Here is a 13,043-nt window from a genome sequence, read left to right as displayed (position 1 = left end):
AGCGGCCCCCGTCCCCGGGGTGGCAACGCCGCCCGCCCGGTGGCACAAGCCCATGCGCGTACACTAACCTATACGCGGGGCGGGTGTGCGGGACGGTGCCACCATCGCGAGTAGAAGGCCGCGGGCGAAGCCGGCGGCCTGGTAGATGAGGTAAGGTTATGCGCGCTTTTTGCGCATGACCTTACCGTTCCGATTGAGGACCCCAAAGGAATACATGCAAAGACCCCAGAGCTGGCCAGTGTGCCGGCAAAGCCGGACCCGAAAGCTTGCGACCCCAAAGCGGCTTTGCCGGCACTCTGGCCGACATGCACGCAGACCCCGGGTGCCCGGGCATGCACGGTACAATAAGGCCACAGGCGTTGCGTAAGTAAGGCCTGTGGCTTCCTTTTAAGGACCCCAGAGGATAGCCCGTGAGCCGTGACCCCATAGCTAGCCGCACTCCGGGCCGGACCCTTGAGGTTGACCCCAAAGTCGGCCCGGTGTGCGTCCGACATGCACAAAACGCCTGCCACCCGGGTTTTGCCCGGGCAAGGTGCGGCCGGCGTTGACCCGGGAGAATAACCCCAAAAGCCGGACGCACTTTGCCCGGCAGCAGGGAGTTTGCCGGCCGCCATACCCGTGGTTATGGCACACATGTAAGGCGCACTTCGGAGCGGGGCGGTAGATTTTCCGCTGTTTATAGTCCCCGCTCCGATGTGCGCCGTGCCGTAAGTAGGTCAGGTGAGCGCTACTGCTCAGGCCAGGCACACTACGGCCCGGGCCGTGACCCGCGAAGCCCGGCTCATAAGCGGACCGGGCCGTAGTGTGCCCGGGGAAAGCAGCCCGGTGTGCGCTACCCAGCCGTGCAGCAGCCCGGCAGTTTGCAGCCGAATTGGGGCTGCAGCTGCGCCCAACCGGCAACGGCATCAGTGTAAAGGGGCGCAGCTGCGTCCGGTGCCCGGGGAGCAGGATACCGGCGCGACCAAAAAAGGGGCGCCTCAACGCCCCAGCACCTGCAAGTGCCTGTGCGCGCTACGCGCAGCCGCTGCCAACCCCAGCTCTGACATGGCAGCGAAAGCAATATGCTTGCACAGCACCCCTCGCTTGACCGCATCCTCGCAGCTGCACCGTGCCGTGCCGCCGCGGCCCCGGCGCTCGATGACTGCTTGCTGCCATGCTTCACGTACCCCTCAACGTACCCCGCCTTCCGCTCCTTGCAATCCCACTGCCAGCCGACCTGAATGCCCGCCAGCGCGCGGCCGAACCGCCCGTCGTCAACCTTACCCAACAGCCTTCTCAACATCCCTCACAACCTCCCGTTTTTCTTCCAACCCCCGCCGCCGGTGCCGGTATAATGGAAAGAGCGGGAGGAAGCGGGATCCACTGGCGCAGCGTTAAAAGCCCCCCGGCCCCCATGAATGGGGGCGGGGGGTTGGGGGGTTGGGGGTTGAAAGGACCCGTGAGCTGGCCAGTGTGCCGGCAAAGCCGGACCTGAAAGCTGCGACCCCAAAGCGGCTTTGCCGGCACTCTGGCCGACATGCACGCAGACCCCGGTGCCCGGGCATGCACGGTACAATAAAAGCCACACATGACCAGGCCCGACCCGAAAGCCCGACCAAAGCTGGGCCTGGTGATGTGTGGCTTCTTTTTCAATGCTAATCTTTAGATTATAAAGGTTGGTGTGAAAATACTATTATTAGATATTTGAATTATGTTCTCCTAAGGAGTAGAATATTTCATAAAAATATCAGTTGGGGGATATTTTATCTTGGAAACGATATATAACGTATATTGCGATGAAAGTTGCCATTTAGAAAACGACCACCAAAAAGTCATGGTGTTAGGTGCCATCTGGTGTCCGAAAGATAGTGTTAATTCCTTAAATAAACGCATACGTTCGATTAAAATAAAACACAATATAAGTTACGACTTTGAGATTAAATGGACTAAAGTTTCTCCGGGAAAAATAGACTTTTATTTGGAACTAATTTCAATGTTTTTTTCTGAGAATAACCTGCATTTTAGAGCATTGATTGTCGACGATAAAACCAAGTTAAGGCATGATTATTATAATCAAGACCATGATACGTGGTATTACAAAGTCTATTTTACAATGTTAAAAGTCATACTTAATCCCTACGATAAATATCGTATCTACCTAGATATTAAAGATACGCGTAGCTCAAATAAAGTAAAAAAACTACATGATGTCCTATGTAACAACATGTATGACTTTAGTAGGCAAATAATTGAAAGGGTACAGACAGTAAGGTCAGAAGAAATTGAGCTTATACAGCTTGCCGATTTATTAATAGGTGTGGTTGGTTATGAAAATCGCGGCCTAAAAAATAGTATGGCTAAGACTCTGCTTGTTGATAGGGTTAAGGAACTTTCGGGATATAGTTTAACCAAGAGCACCCTACTCCGAGAAAATAAGTTTAACCTTTTTCATTGGCAAGCATCGGAGGTGGGGTAGATGGTCAACAAACCCGAGTGGTTGCCAGAGTTAATAAGATTAGAGCATTATGGTGGTGATTGGAAGAGATACGTTGAAGCAGTTTACTCATGCTTTGAAAGAGATTTTATAACAGATAAACCCATGTATGATAACAAACCAGTTAATTATAAAAGGCATCCTGAGGAAGGTGGAAAAGTATACACTTTCTGGCATGTTGTTTCCTCTGACGATAAGTCGCAGCAGGAGAGGTTACCAGACTTAAGACGCTGCGAGCGAATCCTCTGGCCTCGAGCTATAATAGAAAATTATAATGATTCTAGAATTAAAATATGGGAAAATAGAAGAAAAAGAGAAAAACGTGTATTACTCTGGTTCGAAGAATTTGATTATTTGGTAGTGCTTGCCAAAAGGAAAGAATATTATATACTTTGGACTGCCTATTGTATTAAGTACGACCATACCCGGGCAAAGTTAAGAAAAGAGTACGAAGAATCAATAAAAGACTGACGCCGCCTTTGACAGCGGCGTCGTTACTCCTTCTACACATGGTAGATGAGCTAAAATCTTTATTTGACTTGAGTCTAACAATAGACAAAACACATGTCAACTAAAATTTTTATGCAAATCAATTCAATATTCTATGGCTATGATTAAAATCCTTCTTCAAATTTATTTTTTCCCAAAAAATTTGTATTATATTATGCTCATTTATGATTTTATGTTACCTTTGGCCATGTCCCTTTTATTATCTGGGAAGAAGGTCGCGGTAGCTTGAAACTGTTAAAACAGGGTTTGGGTCCTAAAAAATATTAACTTTAGCGCAGCATATTTTTTTTAGTTTTTACTCTTTTTAATTATTATGCACTTGTCTATGGGGTATCTATCAAAAAACCGGGCCTTACCAGGGCCACCGACTCCACCTCGTGCCACCGGCCGCGCCAGCAGAACGCGGCCGGGCCGCCGCTGCCGTCCTCCCGGGCTTCCACCGGTTCCCGGTATAGCTTATACACGGCGCACCACCCGCAGCGTGCGCGGCTGCTGGGGCTGCCAGTCCACCCGGCCGGCCCGGCGCAGCTTTTCCAAACGGCACTTAATTGTGGATGGGGAACGCAGGCCGACTTCCTGCATCAACTCCCTGAATGTGGGCGGGTAACCTTTGCCGCTTAACTCTTCTATGGCATCGATTATCCGGGCATCATCCACCATAATTACACCTCCAAACATTTTTATCCATTTTACCAAACAGGTGTTCCTTTTTCAAGTACCGTTAAACCGGCACCCCACAGCAAGGCCTGGTAAGTTTGCCTTACTTTTGCCGGCGAATACACAAAAATACCAAAAACAGTTGATCAGTGTAACAACCTGTGCTAAGGTGAAATTGGCCGGAAATTCCGGCCTTTTTGTATTTCGGCGGCGGGGGTCCGGCCACTCCCGCCGCCGGTTGCAAATCAACCGGCAGGCGAAGGCGCCACCGGTGAATGAAAGGAGGAGCAACGAATGGCAGTTGATAAAATACCCACCGGCACTACTTTGCGGCTGCAGTTACAGACTGGCGTGGATGGCAACGGCGACCCGGTTTTTCGCAATAAGAGCCTGACCAACGTCAAACCCGAGGCCCTGGACCAGGATGTTTTTGATGTGGCCCAAACCCTGGCCGGCCTGCAGGAAAGCATCCTCGCGGATGTGCTGCGCATCGACAGCGCCAGGCTGGAAGAAATCGTTTAATATTTCAGGCGGCTTAATTGACAAGACAAAAACAAGAGTTTAACCGCCCGCGAAAGGAGGTTTAGATAATGGAAACTACCCAAACCCTGCAGATGCGTTTTGTGACCCAGGCGGGCACCCGGGTGACCATTTCGCTGGACAATCCCAGGGACGACCTCACCGAGGCCGAGGTTACCGCGGCAATGGACCAGATAATCGCCAAAAATATTTTCTCCACCAGCGGCGGCGACCTGGTGGCCAAGGACAGCGCGCAAATCATCGACCGGACCGTCAACGTTATTTATGAAGCGTAAAGCAAAACCAAACACGGGGTTTCCGGCAGGTACAAGGTGGGGAATACAGCCCCGCCTTTATTGTTATGAAGGGGAAGTGAGCGACTATGGCGGTAGACGCCACCAAATACGACAGCGACCTGGTATTGAAAGTGCAAACCGGCACCGACCCGGGCACGGGAGACCCGGTGGTCAAGCTCAGGCGTTACACCCGGGTCAAGCCCGAAGCAACCCACGATGCGGTGTACGCCGTGGCCGAAGCCATCGCCGGGCTGCAGGTGCACCCGCTGGTGGAAATTACCCGGCAGGACGACCTGCGGCTGGAAGCGGGATAGAGGGAAGGGGACACACTTCCTCTTTGGGGTCGTAGCTTTGAGTTCGGAGGAATGTCCCGATTGAATGGGTCTTTATCATATCCCCAATAAAGTTTGGAGTCCGATGAAATTTTTAGAGGATATACCCCCAATTTGGGGAAGCTCGTGCGCGCCGGTGTTTGCGGCGACGAGCGGGAGGTGTAATTAAATGGCGAAGTATTTGGAAATGTTGTTCCGCAACCAGGCCGGCCAGCTGGTGACCATCAGCGTTATTGACCCCCGCCCGGATATTACCCCGGGCGAGGTAGAGGCAGTGATGGACACCATCATCGCCCAGAATATTTTCACCAGCCCGGGCGGGGATCTGGTGGCCAAAGTGCAAGCGCGGGTTATCGAACGGTCCTACACCTGGTACAACGTGAGTTAAGGAAGGTGATCCTTTTATGGAAGAGTATATGAAACTGGCGGCCAACTACGGCTTCCCGATGGTGGTGGCCGGCTACCTGCTGGTGCGGCTGGAGCCGCTGATCAAGGAACTGCAGAAATCCATCACCCTGCTGACGCTGGTGGTGGCCCGGCAGTCGGACATAGACGTGGACAAAATGCGGCAGATCGTCGATGGCGGGAGCTGAAACTGCACTGTATCCCATGCCTGCAAGGCAATTCATTGACCGGGTGAGATAGATGCGCCTTGTTGTGGAATGGCTTGTATGCAGTCAAATTCAGGGGCAGCCGTTTGCCGGCACCGGCAGCGCGGGATAAAGCGGGGGTATAGTGCAGTTTTTCAAAGGTGCTGAAATTATACAGTGTGGCTGGTTCTTGTAAAACGGTGCCCGGCCGAAGGAGTGATTGGACATGCCGGTAACAGGTGATAAAGGCGAACAAGTACGTGAACTGCAGCGGCAGCTGGCCGCAGCCAGGTTTGACCCCGGCCCGGTGGACGGGGTTTACGGCCCGCTCACCCGCGGCGCGGTAGCACGGCTGCAGCGGTACTGCGGCCTGGCGGCGGACGGCATCGCCGGCCCGCTCACCCTGCAGGCCCTGGCGCTGCTGCTGCCCCACCGGCCGCAGCCCGGCCGCCGGCTGAGCCCGCACTTTGCGGAAGCAGAATTCGCCTGCCGCTGCTGCGGCATGGTACGGGTGAACATACGCCTGGTGCACATGCTTGAGGCGTTGCGTGCCCGCCTGGGCGGCCGGCCGGTAATTGTTACTTCCGGGTATCGCTGCCCGGCACACAACCGGGCCGTGGGCGGCGCCCGGATGAGCCAGCACCTCTACGGCAACGCGGCGGATATTATCGTGGCCGCTGCCGCTCCGCACGACGCAGCGGCGGCTAAAAACGAAGCACCGGGAACCTCTTCCGGGTGGTTGATGGAGTATATAACTGAACGCGGTGGGTTTGCTTACCTTCCGCCGGATAAAGTAGCGGACGCAGCAGAAGCATTAGGCTACCCGGGCGTGGGGCGTTACCCGGGGTTTACTCATGTGGATGTAAGGCCGAACGGGCGGGCCAGGTGGAGCGGGTAAATTAGAACAAGTTTTTTATCATAGAGGGTGTAGATGCGCTCGCTCTCGGTACAGACGACAGGCTCAAGGCCTGTAATTTTTTTTCCTTCCGTGACAAACTGCTGTCTTTTGATTCATGTAAGCTAAGCTATCAACCTTGTTAGTTTCCTAACCGGCAGTTACTATCTTTATCTACCTTAAAGTATTGGCAAATTGCATATTAACCTCCCATGTCTGATAGGCACAACCAAATATGAAAATAGATAGAGGTCTATTTTCTTGTTAACATTAAGTTTAATTTTAATCAACAGGTCATTTTTACAGGAATTTCTGACATTTAATTAGAATTAATAACCATACAAGAATCTACAAAGTCTAACAAATATGGCAACATGCTGTTCCCAATAGAGAGGTGACTGTTGAATTGCGTTTAGAAGACCTGGCCAGAGGTACAATGGTAAAAGGGATCTTACCTGATACTGCAGTTACCATAATTGATGTTACCTGGTATGGTACTGCGGCAGTCGAAATCACTTACAAAGATAACCACGGCCAGACCGGTCAGGAACTGCTGTACCGGGACAGGGAACCTGCCCTGGAACTCGTTTCTCCAGGGCAAACATGGCAACTGGATGCCGACGGAGCCAAGTTCAGGCTGGTTTCCGAAGCCCACCGCATCAAGTTGGCTCACCTTTTTGATCCCATGCTGGCCATACATACATCCGAAGTAGAACCCCTGCCCCATCAAATTACCGCCGTTTATGGTGAAATGCTACCCCGACAACCCCTGCGTTACCTACTTGCAGATGACCCCGGGGCCGGTAAAACCATCATGGCCGGCTTACTGATCCGGGAGCTGATTATCCGTGGCGATTTAAAACGCTGCCTTATTTGCGCACCCGGCGGGCTGGTTGAACAATGGCAGGACGAATTATCACGCCGCTTTCAGTTAACCTTTGCAATAATTTCCAGGCAAGCCTTCCAGGAAAGCCCCAGTGGAAATCCCTTTCAAGAGAAAAATCTTGTTTTATGCCGCCTGGACCACCTGAGCCGTAACGAGGAGGTGCAGGAAAAATTAAAACAAACCGACTGGGACTTGATCATTGTAGACGAAGCACACAAAATGAGCGCCTCCTTTTTTGGCGGCGAAGTCAAAGCCACCAAGCGCTACCGGTTAGGTAAGCTTCTTTCCGCGCTGACCCGCCATTTTCTACTGATGACGGCAACCCCCCACAACGGTAAAGAAGAGGATTTCCAGTTGTTCATGGCCCTTTTGGACGGGGACCGGTTTGAGGGCAAATTCCGCGACGGCGTGCATATGGTGGACACATCGGACTTAATGCGACGCATGGTTAAAGAGCAGTTGCTTAAATTTGACGGCACCCCGTTATTTCCTGAACGCAGGGCCTACACCGTTACATATCAATTATCCGACCAGGAGGCGGCCCTTTACCGGGCGGTTACAAAATATGTGCGTGAAGAATGGGACCGGGCCGATGCCCTGGAAAACGAAGGCCGTAAAGGCACGGTGGGCTTTGCCCTCACCATATTGCAGCGCAGGCTGGCATCTTCACCGGAAGCAATTTACCAATCCCTGTGCCGGCGCAGGGAAAGACTGGAAAAGCGTTTGCGGGATGAAAAAATAAATAAGCGTGGCGCGTCGGCTATGGTTAATTATTCAAGGGATGTTATCCTCTCCGCCGACGAGATAGAGGATATTGAAGATTTTCCGGGCTACGAAGATGAGGAAATGGAAGAACAAATTGTCGATCAGGCTACCGCAGCCCGCACTATTGAAGAACTGGAAGCAGAAATACTCACTTTAAAAAAGCTTGAACGCATGGCCAAAGAGCTCCGTCAAAGCGGCAGTGATAAAAAATGGGAGGAATTATCCGGCCTTTTACACGGGCGTGGTTCCGCCAAAGCGCTGGACCAGATCTTTGATCAGGGCGGTCACCGGCGCAAACTGGTAATCTTCACCGAACAAAAGGACACTCTAAAATACTTGCAGCAGCGCATCACCACCCTCTGGGGCCGGGAAGACGGGGTAGTAACGATTCATGGCAGTATGGGCCGCGAAGACCGCAAAAAAGCCCAGGAGCGCTTCAACCAGGATAAAAATGTGCACATCTTAATTGCCACCGATGCCGCCGGCGAAGGTATCAACCTGCAGCGGGCCCACTTGATGGTAAACTATGATATACCGTGGAATCCCAACCGTTTGGAGCAAAGATTCGGCCGTATTCACCGGATTGGTCAAACCGAAGTATGTCATTTATGGAACCTGGTGGCCGAAGAAACCAGAGAGGGCGATGTTTTCATCCGCTTGCTGTCCAAGCTGGAAAACATCCGGGAATCTTTGGGCGGCGCCGTGTTTGACGTACTGGGGAAAGTGTTCCAGGGCACCCGGTTGCGCCAATTGCTGATGGATGCCATCCGCTACGGCGAAAAACCTGAAGTGCGCGCCAGTTTGGAACAGGCTGTTGAAAGTGCATTGGACCGGGAACAGGTGGCCAGGTTACTGGAAGAAAGGGCTTTAGCCCGGGAAAGCATGGATATCAGCCAGGTGCTGGCGGTTAAAGAAGAAATGGAACGGGCCCAGGCCCGCAGGCTGCAGCCGCACTTTATCGCCGCTTTCTTCCTGGAAGCTTTTAAACTCCTTGGGGGTAGAATAAGGGAACGGGAACCTCGCAGGTATGAAATTACCCATGTCCCGGCCATCATTCGCCAGCGTGACCGGCAAATTGGTACCGGCGTGCCCGTACTGACAAGATATGAGCGGGTATGCTTTGAAAAAGGCTTGATCCATTTACGCAGCAAACCGCCGGCGGAATTCATCTGCCCCGGTCATCCATTGTTGGATAGCGTGGTAGACATTATTGAAGAGCAATACCGGGGTTTGTTCAAACAGGGTACCGTTTTCATAGATGAGAAGGACCCGGGCACCGAACCCCGGGCGCTGATTTACCTTGAACATAGTGTTGTGGACGGGCGGATTGCTGCGGGCGGCAGGCGGGTGGTATCGCGGCAAATGCAATTTGTAGAAATTGATCGCCAGAACCAGGCCCACCATGCCGGTTACGCCCCATACCTGGATTACCGGCCAATAACGACCCATGAGGTCCCTTTAATCCAATCCCTGGACTTAAACAACTGGTTGCGGGACACCTTGGAAAATGCGTCCATTAACTATGCCATCGGGCACATGGTGCCCAACCATTTAGCGGAAGTAAAACAGCGCAAAGAAGAACTGGTCAACAAAACAATCATGGCGGTAAAAGACAGGTTAACCAAGGAAATTGCCTACTGGGACCACCGGGCGGAAGAATTGTTGTCCCAGGAACAGGCCGGTAAAGTAAACGCCCGGCTCAATTCCGCCAACGCCCGCCGCCGGGCCGATGAACTACAGGCCCGTCTTACCCAAAGGCTTAAGGAACTGGAGCAGGAAAAACAACTCGCCCCGCTCCCGCCGGTGGTAACCGGCGGCGCCCTGGTCATACCTGCCGGACTGCTGGCCTCATTAAAAGGCGAGACAGCACCGGAACCGGGCCTTTTCGCCAGGGAAACAAGGGTTGTTGAACAACTGGCCATGCAGGCGGTGATGGAGCAGGAAATAAAACTGGGCTACGAACCGCGGGACGTGGCCGCGGAAAAATGCGGCTACGATATTGAAAGTAAAATACCGGGCACCGGAAAGCTCCGGTTTATTGAGGTAAAGGGCCGGGTGGCCGGGGCCAGAACGGTCACGGTCACCAAAAACGAAATACTCACGGCTTTAAATAAACCCGAGGACTTTATCCTGGCCGTGGTTACGGTGGAAAACAACCAGGTTGCCGGGGTGGTTTATATTACTCAACCATTTAATCAACAACCTGACTTTGCCGTCACCAGTGTTAATTATGATCTCAATGAACTATTAAGCAGGGGAGAGCGTTTGGCATGACCTACAGAAAAAAGTTGATTGAAGTTGCTTTACCGCTGGAGGCCATTAACAAGGAAAGCGCCCGGGAAAAGTCCATTCGCCACGGACACCCTTCAACATTGCATTTGTGGTGGGCCAGGCGCCCTTTGGCGGCCTGCCGGGCGGTGCTTTTTGCCAGCCTGGTGGACGACCCCGGTGAATATTTGGCGGGAGAGGCCGCGGAAAAAGAACGCCGGCGGTTGTTTGATCTGATTGAAGAATTGGTAAAATGGGAGAACACTAATAATGAAGATGTCTTAAACGCTGCCCGGCTGGAAATCGCCCGGAGTGTCGCCCGGCAGAAAGGGGTGGAGCTGCCGGCCGGTAGGGCACCGGAAAAAGTCAATGCCTTTTTGGCGGAACACGCACCCCCGGTAATGGACCCCTTTGCCGGAGGCGGCAGCATCCCCCTGGAGGCCCAGCGGCTGGGTTTAAAAGCCTACGCCGGCGATTTAAACCCGGTGGCGGTTTTAATCAACAAAGCTTTAATTGAGCTACCCCCCCGGTTTGCCAATTTGCCGCCGGTTAACCCCGAGTCACGGCGGCAAATCGGCGGCACCGAAAACTGGCGGGGCGCAGCCGGTCTGGCCGAGGACATTCGTTATTACGGGCGGCTGGTGCGGGATATGGCCTATGAAAAGATTGGTCACTTATATCCCAAGGTGCAACTGCCCCCGGCATACGGAGGCGGGGAAGCCAGTGTCATTGCCTGGCTGTGGGCGCGCACAGTGAAGTGCCCCAACCCGGCCTGCGGTGCGCAAATGCCTTTGGTTAGAAGTTTTTGGCTATCTAAGAAAAAGGGCAAAGAAACTTGGGTGGATCCGGTGGTGGATAAAACGATCAGCCCGCCGAAAGTTAGTTTTGAGGTCAGGGCGGGGAAGGGAAAGGCACTGGACGGGACGGTTAACCGCCGGGGTGCCGTATGCCTGTGCTGCGATACGCCGGTAGCTTTTGACCACGTCCGGGCCGAAGGGCGAGCCGGGCGCATGCAGGCACAGCTAATGGCGGTGGTAGCGGAAGGGCAACATGGCAGGGTGTATCTTTCACCAACAAGGCTACAGGTTGCTATTGCTTCAAAAGATAAACCGAAATGGCGACCAGAAGCTGCTTTGCCTCATAATCCACGCGACTTCAAAACACCGAATTACGGGATTAATACTTTTGCTGATTTATTCACCCCCCGCCAACTGGTTGCACTAACCACCTTTAGTGAGTTGATAAACAAAATCCGTGATGTTATTGAGCAGGATGCCCTGACCGCAGGGTTGGCTTGCGATAACGTACCTTTAAGCAAGGGGGGCACGGGTGCAAAAGCTTATGCCGAAGCGGTGGCTGTTTATTTGTCTCTGGCAATAGATAAAGGCGCGGATTACTGGTCATCCATATGTACCTGGAATGTAAGTCGTGATAATATCAGAAACACTTTTGCCCGGCAAGCCATCCCCATGAATTGGGATTACGCGGAAGGAAATCCCTTCAGCGATTCCACCGGCAACTGGGTGGCCTGTGTCAACTGGGTGGTGGAAGCGGTGGCCAATGCCCCGGCGGGAGACGAAGGAAGCGCGCAACAGGCGGACGCCACATCTTTTTTGGGCGATACAAGACACGCGCTGTTTTCCACCGACCCGCCGTATTACGACAATATAGGATACGCAGACCTGGCGGATTTCTTTTACATTTGGCTCAGACACAATTTGAAAGATATATACCCGGAACTATTCCGAACTATGCTCACCCCTAAAAATGAAGAACTGGTGGCCACTCCCTACCGCTTCGGGGGGAGTAAGGATAAGGCTAAGGAACATTTTGAGCGGGGTTTGCAAAAGACTTTTCAGCAGATGTGTCAAAAGGCCGAACCAAATTATCCGGTGACCGTTTACTATGCCTTTAAACAGGCTGAAAATGATAACGGTGCCGCGGAAAACGGCGGCCGGGTGGTGGCTTCCACCGGCTGGGAGACCATGCTTACCGGCCTTGTAAAGTCCGGTTTTCAAATTACCGGCACTTGGCCCATGCGCACTGAACGATCCGGCAGGACATTATCAGTGGGTTCCAATGCCCTGGCTTCTTCCATCGTATTGGTTTGCCGCCCCCGCCCGGAGGAATCGCCCGTAACCACCCGGCGGGAGTTGCTTTCGGCATTAAAAAAACACCTGCCAGGGGCGCTAAAAAGCCTGCAAAAAAGCAACATCGCCCCGGTGGACCTGGCCCAGGCGGCCATCGGGCCGGGCATGGCGGTGTTTTCCTCATACAGCCAAGTGCTGGAGGCCGACGGCTCCCCCATGACGGTGCGCACAGCCCTGTCCCTGATTAACCAGGTGCTGGACGAATACCTGGCCGAGCAGGAAGGGGAATATGACTCCGATACCCGCTGGGCGCTGGCCTGGTTTGAACAATTTGGTATGCAAGAAGGCCCCTTTGGCGATGCCGAAACGCTTTCCAAAGCCAAAAACACCAGTGTAAGCGGGTTGGTGCTGGCGGGCATTTTACAAGCTAAAGGCGGTAAAGTAAAACTTATATCCAGAGCCGAGTACCCGGGCGATTGGGACCCCGCTGCCGATAACCGGCCCACAGTCTGGGAAGCGGTACAATATATGATTTTAGCCCTTGAAAAGTCCGGCGAAGAAGCAGCCGCCCGTCTATTGAAAAAGCTGGGCCCAATGGCCGAAGCGGCCAGGGATCTCTCTTACCGTTTATTCAGCATCTGCGAGCGCAAAGGCTGGGCCGGCGAAGCATTGGCTTATAACGGGTTGGTGGTTGCCTGGCCCAGGTTGTTGGAACTGGCGGCACATTTACCTGATGAACCACAACAGGGATCATTATTTTAA

The 13,043-nt window shown here is 53.0% G+C and carries 14 protein-coding genes; 10 read left to right on the top strand and 4 right to left on the bottom strand.

Annotation, left to right across the window (positions count from 1 at the left end; genetic code table 11):
- Positions 1-734: 734 nt before the first annotated feature.
- Together LX24_RS14850 and LX24_RS15080 are read right to left on the bottom strand one after the other, a co-directional pair.
- Positions 735-893, bottom strand: a complete 159-nt coding sequence (locus tag LX24_RS14850; protein WP_207706622.1) for a hypothetical protein — start codon at positions 891-893, stop codon at positions 735-737.
- A gap of 84 nt (positions 894-977) precedes the next feature.
- Entirely contained in the window at positions 978-1,139 is a 162-nt protein-coding gene (locus LX24_RS15080) for an SWIM zinc finger family protein (protein ID WP_243131763.1), read from the bottom strand.
- A gap of 608 nt (positions 1,140-1,747) precedes the next feature.
- On the opposite strand from LX24_RS15080, the gene LX24_RS13885 reads away from it, so the two are divergent.
- Both LX24_RS13885 and LX24_RS13880 read left to right on the top strand, forming a co-directional pair.
- Positions 1,748-2,455, top strand: coding sequence for a DUF3800 domain-containing protein (locus LX24_RS13885; protein ID WP_243131761.1), 708 nt, complete (start codon positions 1,748-1,750; stop codon positions 2,453-2,455).
- Positions 2,456-2,944 carry a hypothetical protein gene (locus LX24_RS13880; protein ID WP_166512741.1) on the top strand — a complete coding sequence of 163 codons (489 nt, stop codon included), beginning with the start codon at positions 2,456-2,458 and terminating at the stop codon, positions 2,942-2,944.
- Positions 2,945-3,306: 362 nt separating this feature from the next.
- Here the strand turns inward: LX24_RS13880 and LX24_RS13875 are convergent, their stop codons facing one another.
- Both LX24_RS13875 and LX24_RS13870 read right to left on the bottom strand, forming a co-directional pair.
- Positions 3,307-3,447 carry a hypothetical protein gene (locus LX24_RS13875; protein ID WP_166512740.1) on the bottom strand — a complete coding sequence of 47 codons (141 nt, stop codon included), beginning with the start codon at positions 3,445-3,447 and terminating at the stop codon, positions 3,307-3,309.
- On the bottom strand, positions 3,440-3,643 hold the full coding sequence (locus tag LX24_RS13870; RefSeq protein WP_166512739.1) for a LexA family protein: 204 nt from the start codon (positions 3,641-3,643) through the stop codon (positions 3,440-3,442). The genes LX24_RS13875 and LX24_RS13870 overlap by 8 nt, the downstream gene beginning before the upstream one ends.
- A gap of 291 nt (positions 3,644-3,934) precedes the next feature.
- Between LX24_RS13870 and LX24_RS13865 the strand changes: the two genes are divergently transcribed.
- From LX24_RS13865 to LX24_RS13830, 8 genes are all read left to right on the top strand, one after another.
- Entirely contained in the window at positions 3,935-4,162 is a 228-nt protein-coding gene (locus tag LX24_RS13865) for a DUF1659 domain-containing protein (protein ID WP_166512738.1), read from the top strand.
- A 68-nt stretch (positions 4,163-4,230) separates the two neighbouring features.
- Positions 4,231-4,455 (top strand): DUF2922 domain-containing protein, encoded by a 225-nt coding sequence (locus tag LX24_RS13860; RefSeq protein ID WP_077715287.1) that lies wholly within the window; start codon positions 4,231-4,233, stop codon positions 4,453-4,455.
- 86 nt (positions 4,456-4,541) lie between these two features.
- The gene (locus LX24_RS13855) at positions 4,542-4,769 is read left to right on the top strand and encodes a DUF1659 domain-containing protein (RefSeq protein ID WP_166512737.1); all 228 of its coding nucleotides are present in this window, start codon (positions 4,542-4,544) and stop codon (positions 4,767-4,769) included.
- 187 nt (positions 4,770-4,956) lie between these two features.
- Complete coding sequence (locus LX24_RS13850) at positions 4,957-5,175, top strand: DUF2922 domain-containing protein (RefSeq protein WP_166512736.1); 219 nt, start codon at positions 4,957-4,959, stop codon at positions 5,173-5,175.
- A 16-nt stretch (positions 5,176-5,191) separates the two neighbouring features.
- On the top strand, positions 5,192-5,380 hold the full coding sequence (locus LX24_RS13845) for a YvrJ family protein (protein WP_166512735.1): 189 nt from the start codon (positions 5,192-5,194) through the stop codon (positions 5,378-5,380).
- A gap of 223 nt (positions 5,381-5,603) precedes the next feature.
- Entirely contained in the window at positions 5,604-6,275 is a 672-nt protein-coding gene (locus LX24_RS15215) for a D-Ala-D-Ala carboxypeptidase family metallohydrolase (RefSeq protein ID WP_166512734.1), read from the top strand.
- Between the two features lie 403 nt (positions 6,276-6,678).
- A complete protein-coding gene (locus LX24_RS13835) occupies positions 6,679-10,197 on the top strand; it encodes a helicase-related protein (RefSeq protein ID WP_243131760.1) in 3,519 nt (1,172 codons plus the stop codon).
- Positions 10,194-13,043 (top strand): DUF1156 domain-containing protein, encoded by a 2,850-nt coding sequence (locus tag LX24_RS13830; RefSeq protein WP_166512733.1) that lies wholly within the window; start codon positions 10,194-10,196, stop codon positions 13,041-13,043. The genes LX24_RS13835 and LX24_RS13830 overlap by 4 nt, the downstream gene beginning before the upstream one ends.

Origin of the sequence: Desulfallas thermosapovorans DSM 6562 (assembly GCF_008124625.1) — a bacterium.
Lineage (GTDB): Bacteria > Bacillota > Desulfotomaculia > Desulfotomaculales > Desulfallaceae > Sporotomaculum > Sporotomaculum thermosapovorans.
This window is presented reverse-complemented; position numbering and strand designations above follow the sequence as displayed.

What these genes read in the sequence shown, in the direction of transcription:
- LX24_RS13845 (WP_166512735.1), top strand. Translation starts at nt 5,192, where the DNA reads ATGGAAGAGTATATGAAACTGGCGGCCAACTACGGCTTCCCGATGGTG.
- LX24_RS13865 (WP_166512738.1), top strand. Translation starts at nt 3,935, where the DNA reads ATGGCAGTTGATAAAATACCCACCGGCACTACTTTGCGGCTGCAGTTA.
- LX24_RS13855 (WP_166512737.1), top strand. Translation starts at nt 4,542, where the DNA reads ATGGCGGTAGACGCCACCAAATACGACAGCGACCTGGTATTGAAAGTG.
- LX24_RS13880 (WP_166512741.1), top strand. Translation starts at nt 2,456, where the DNA reads ATGGTCAACAAACCCGAGTGGTTGCCAGAGTTAATAAGATTAGAGCAT.
- LX24_RS13870 (WP_166512739.1), bottom strand. Translation starts at nt 3,643, where the DNA reads ATGGTGGATGATGCCCGGATAATCGATGCCATAGAAGAGTTAAGCGGC.
- LX24_RS15215 (WP_166512734.1), top strand. Translation starts at nt 5,604, where the DNA reads ATGCCGGTAACAGGTGATAAAGGCGAACAAGTACGTGAACTGCAGCGG.
- LX24_RS13860 (WP_077715287.1), top strand. Translation starts at nt 4,231, where the DNA reads ATGGAAACTACCCAAACCCTGCAGATGCGTTTTGTGACCCAGGCGGGC.
- LX24_RS13830 (WP_166512733.1), top strand. Translation starts at nt 10,194, where the DNA reads ATGACCTACAGAAAAAAGTTGATTGAAGTTGCTTTACCGCTGGAGGCC.
- LX24_RS13850 (WP_166512736.1), top strand. Translation starts at nt 4,957, where the DNA reads ATGGCGAAGTATTTGGAAATGTTGTTCCGCAACCAGGCCGGCCAGCTG.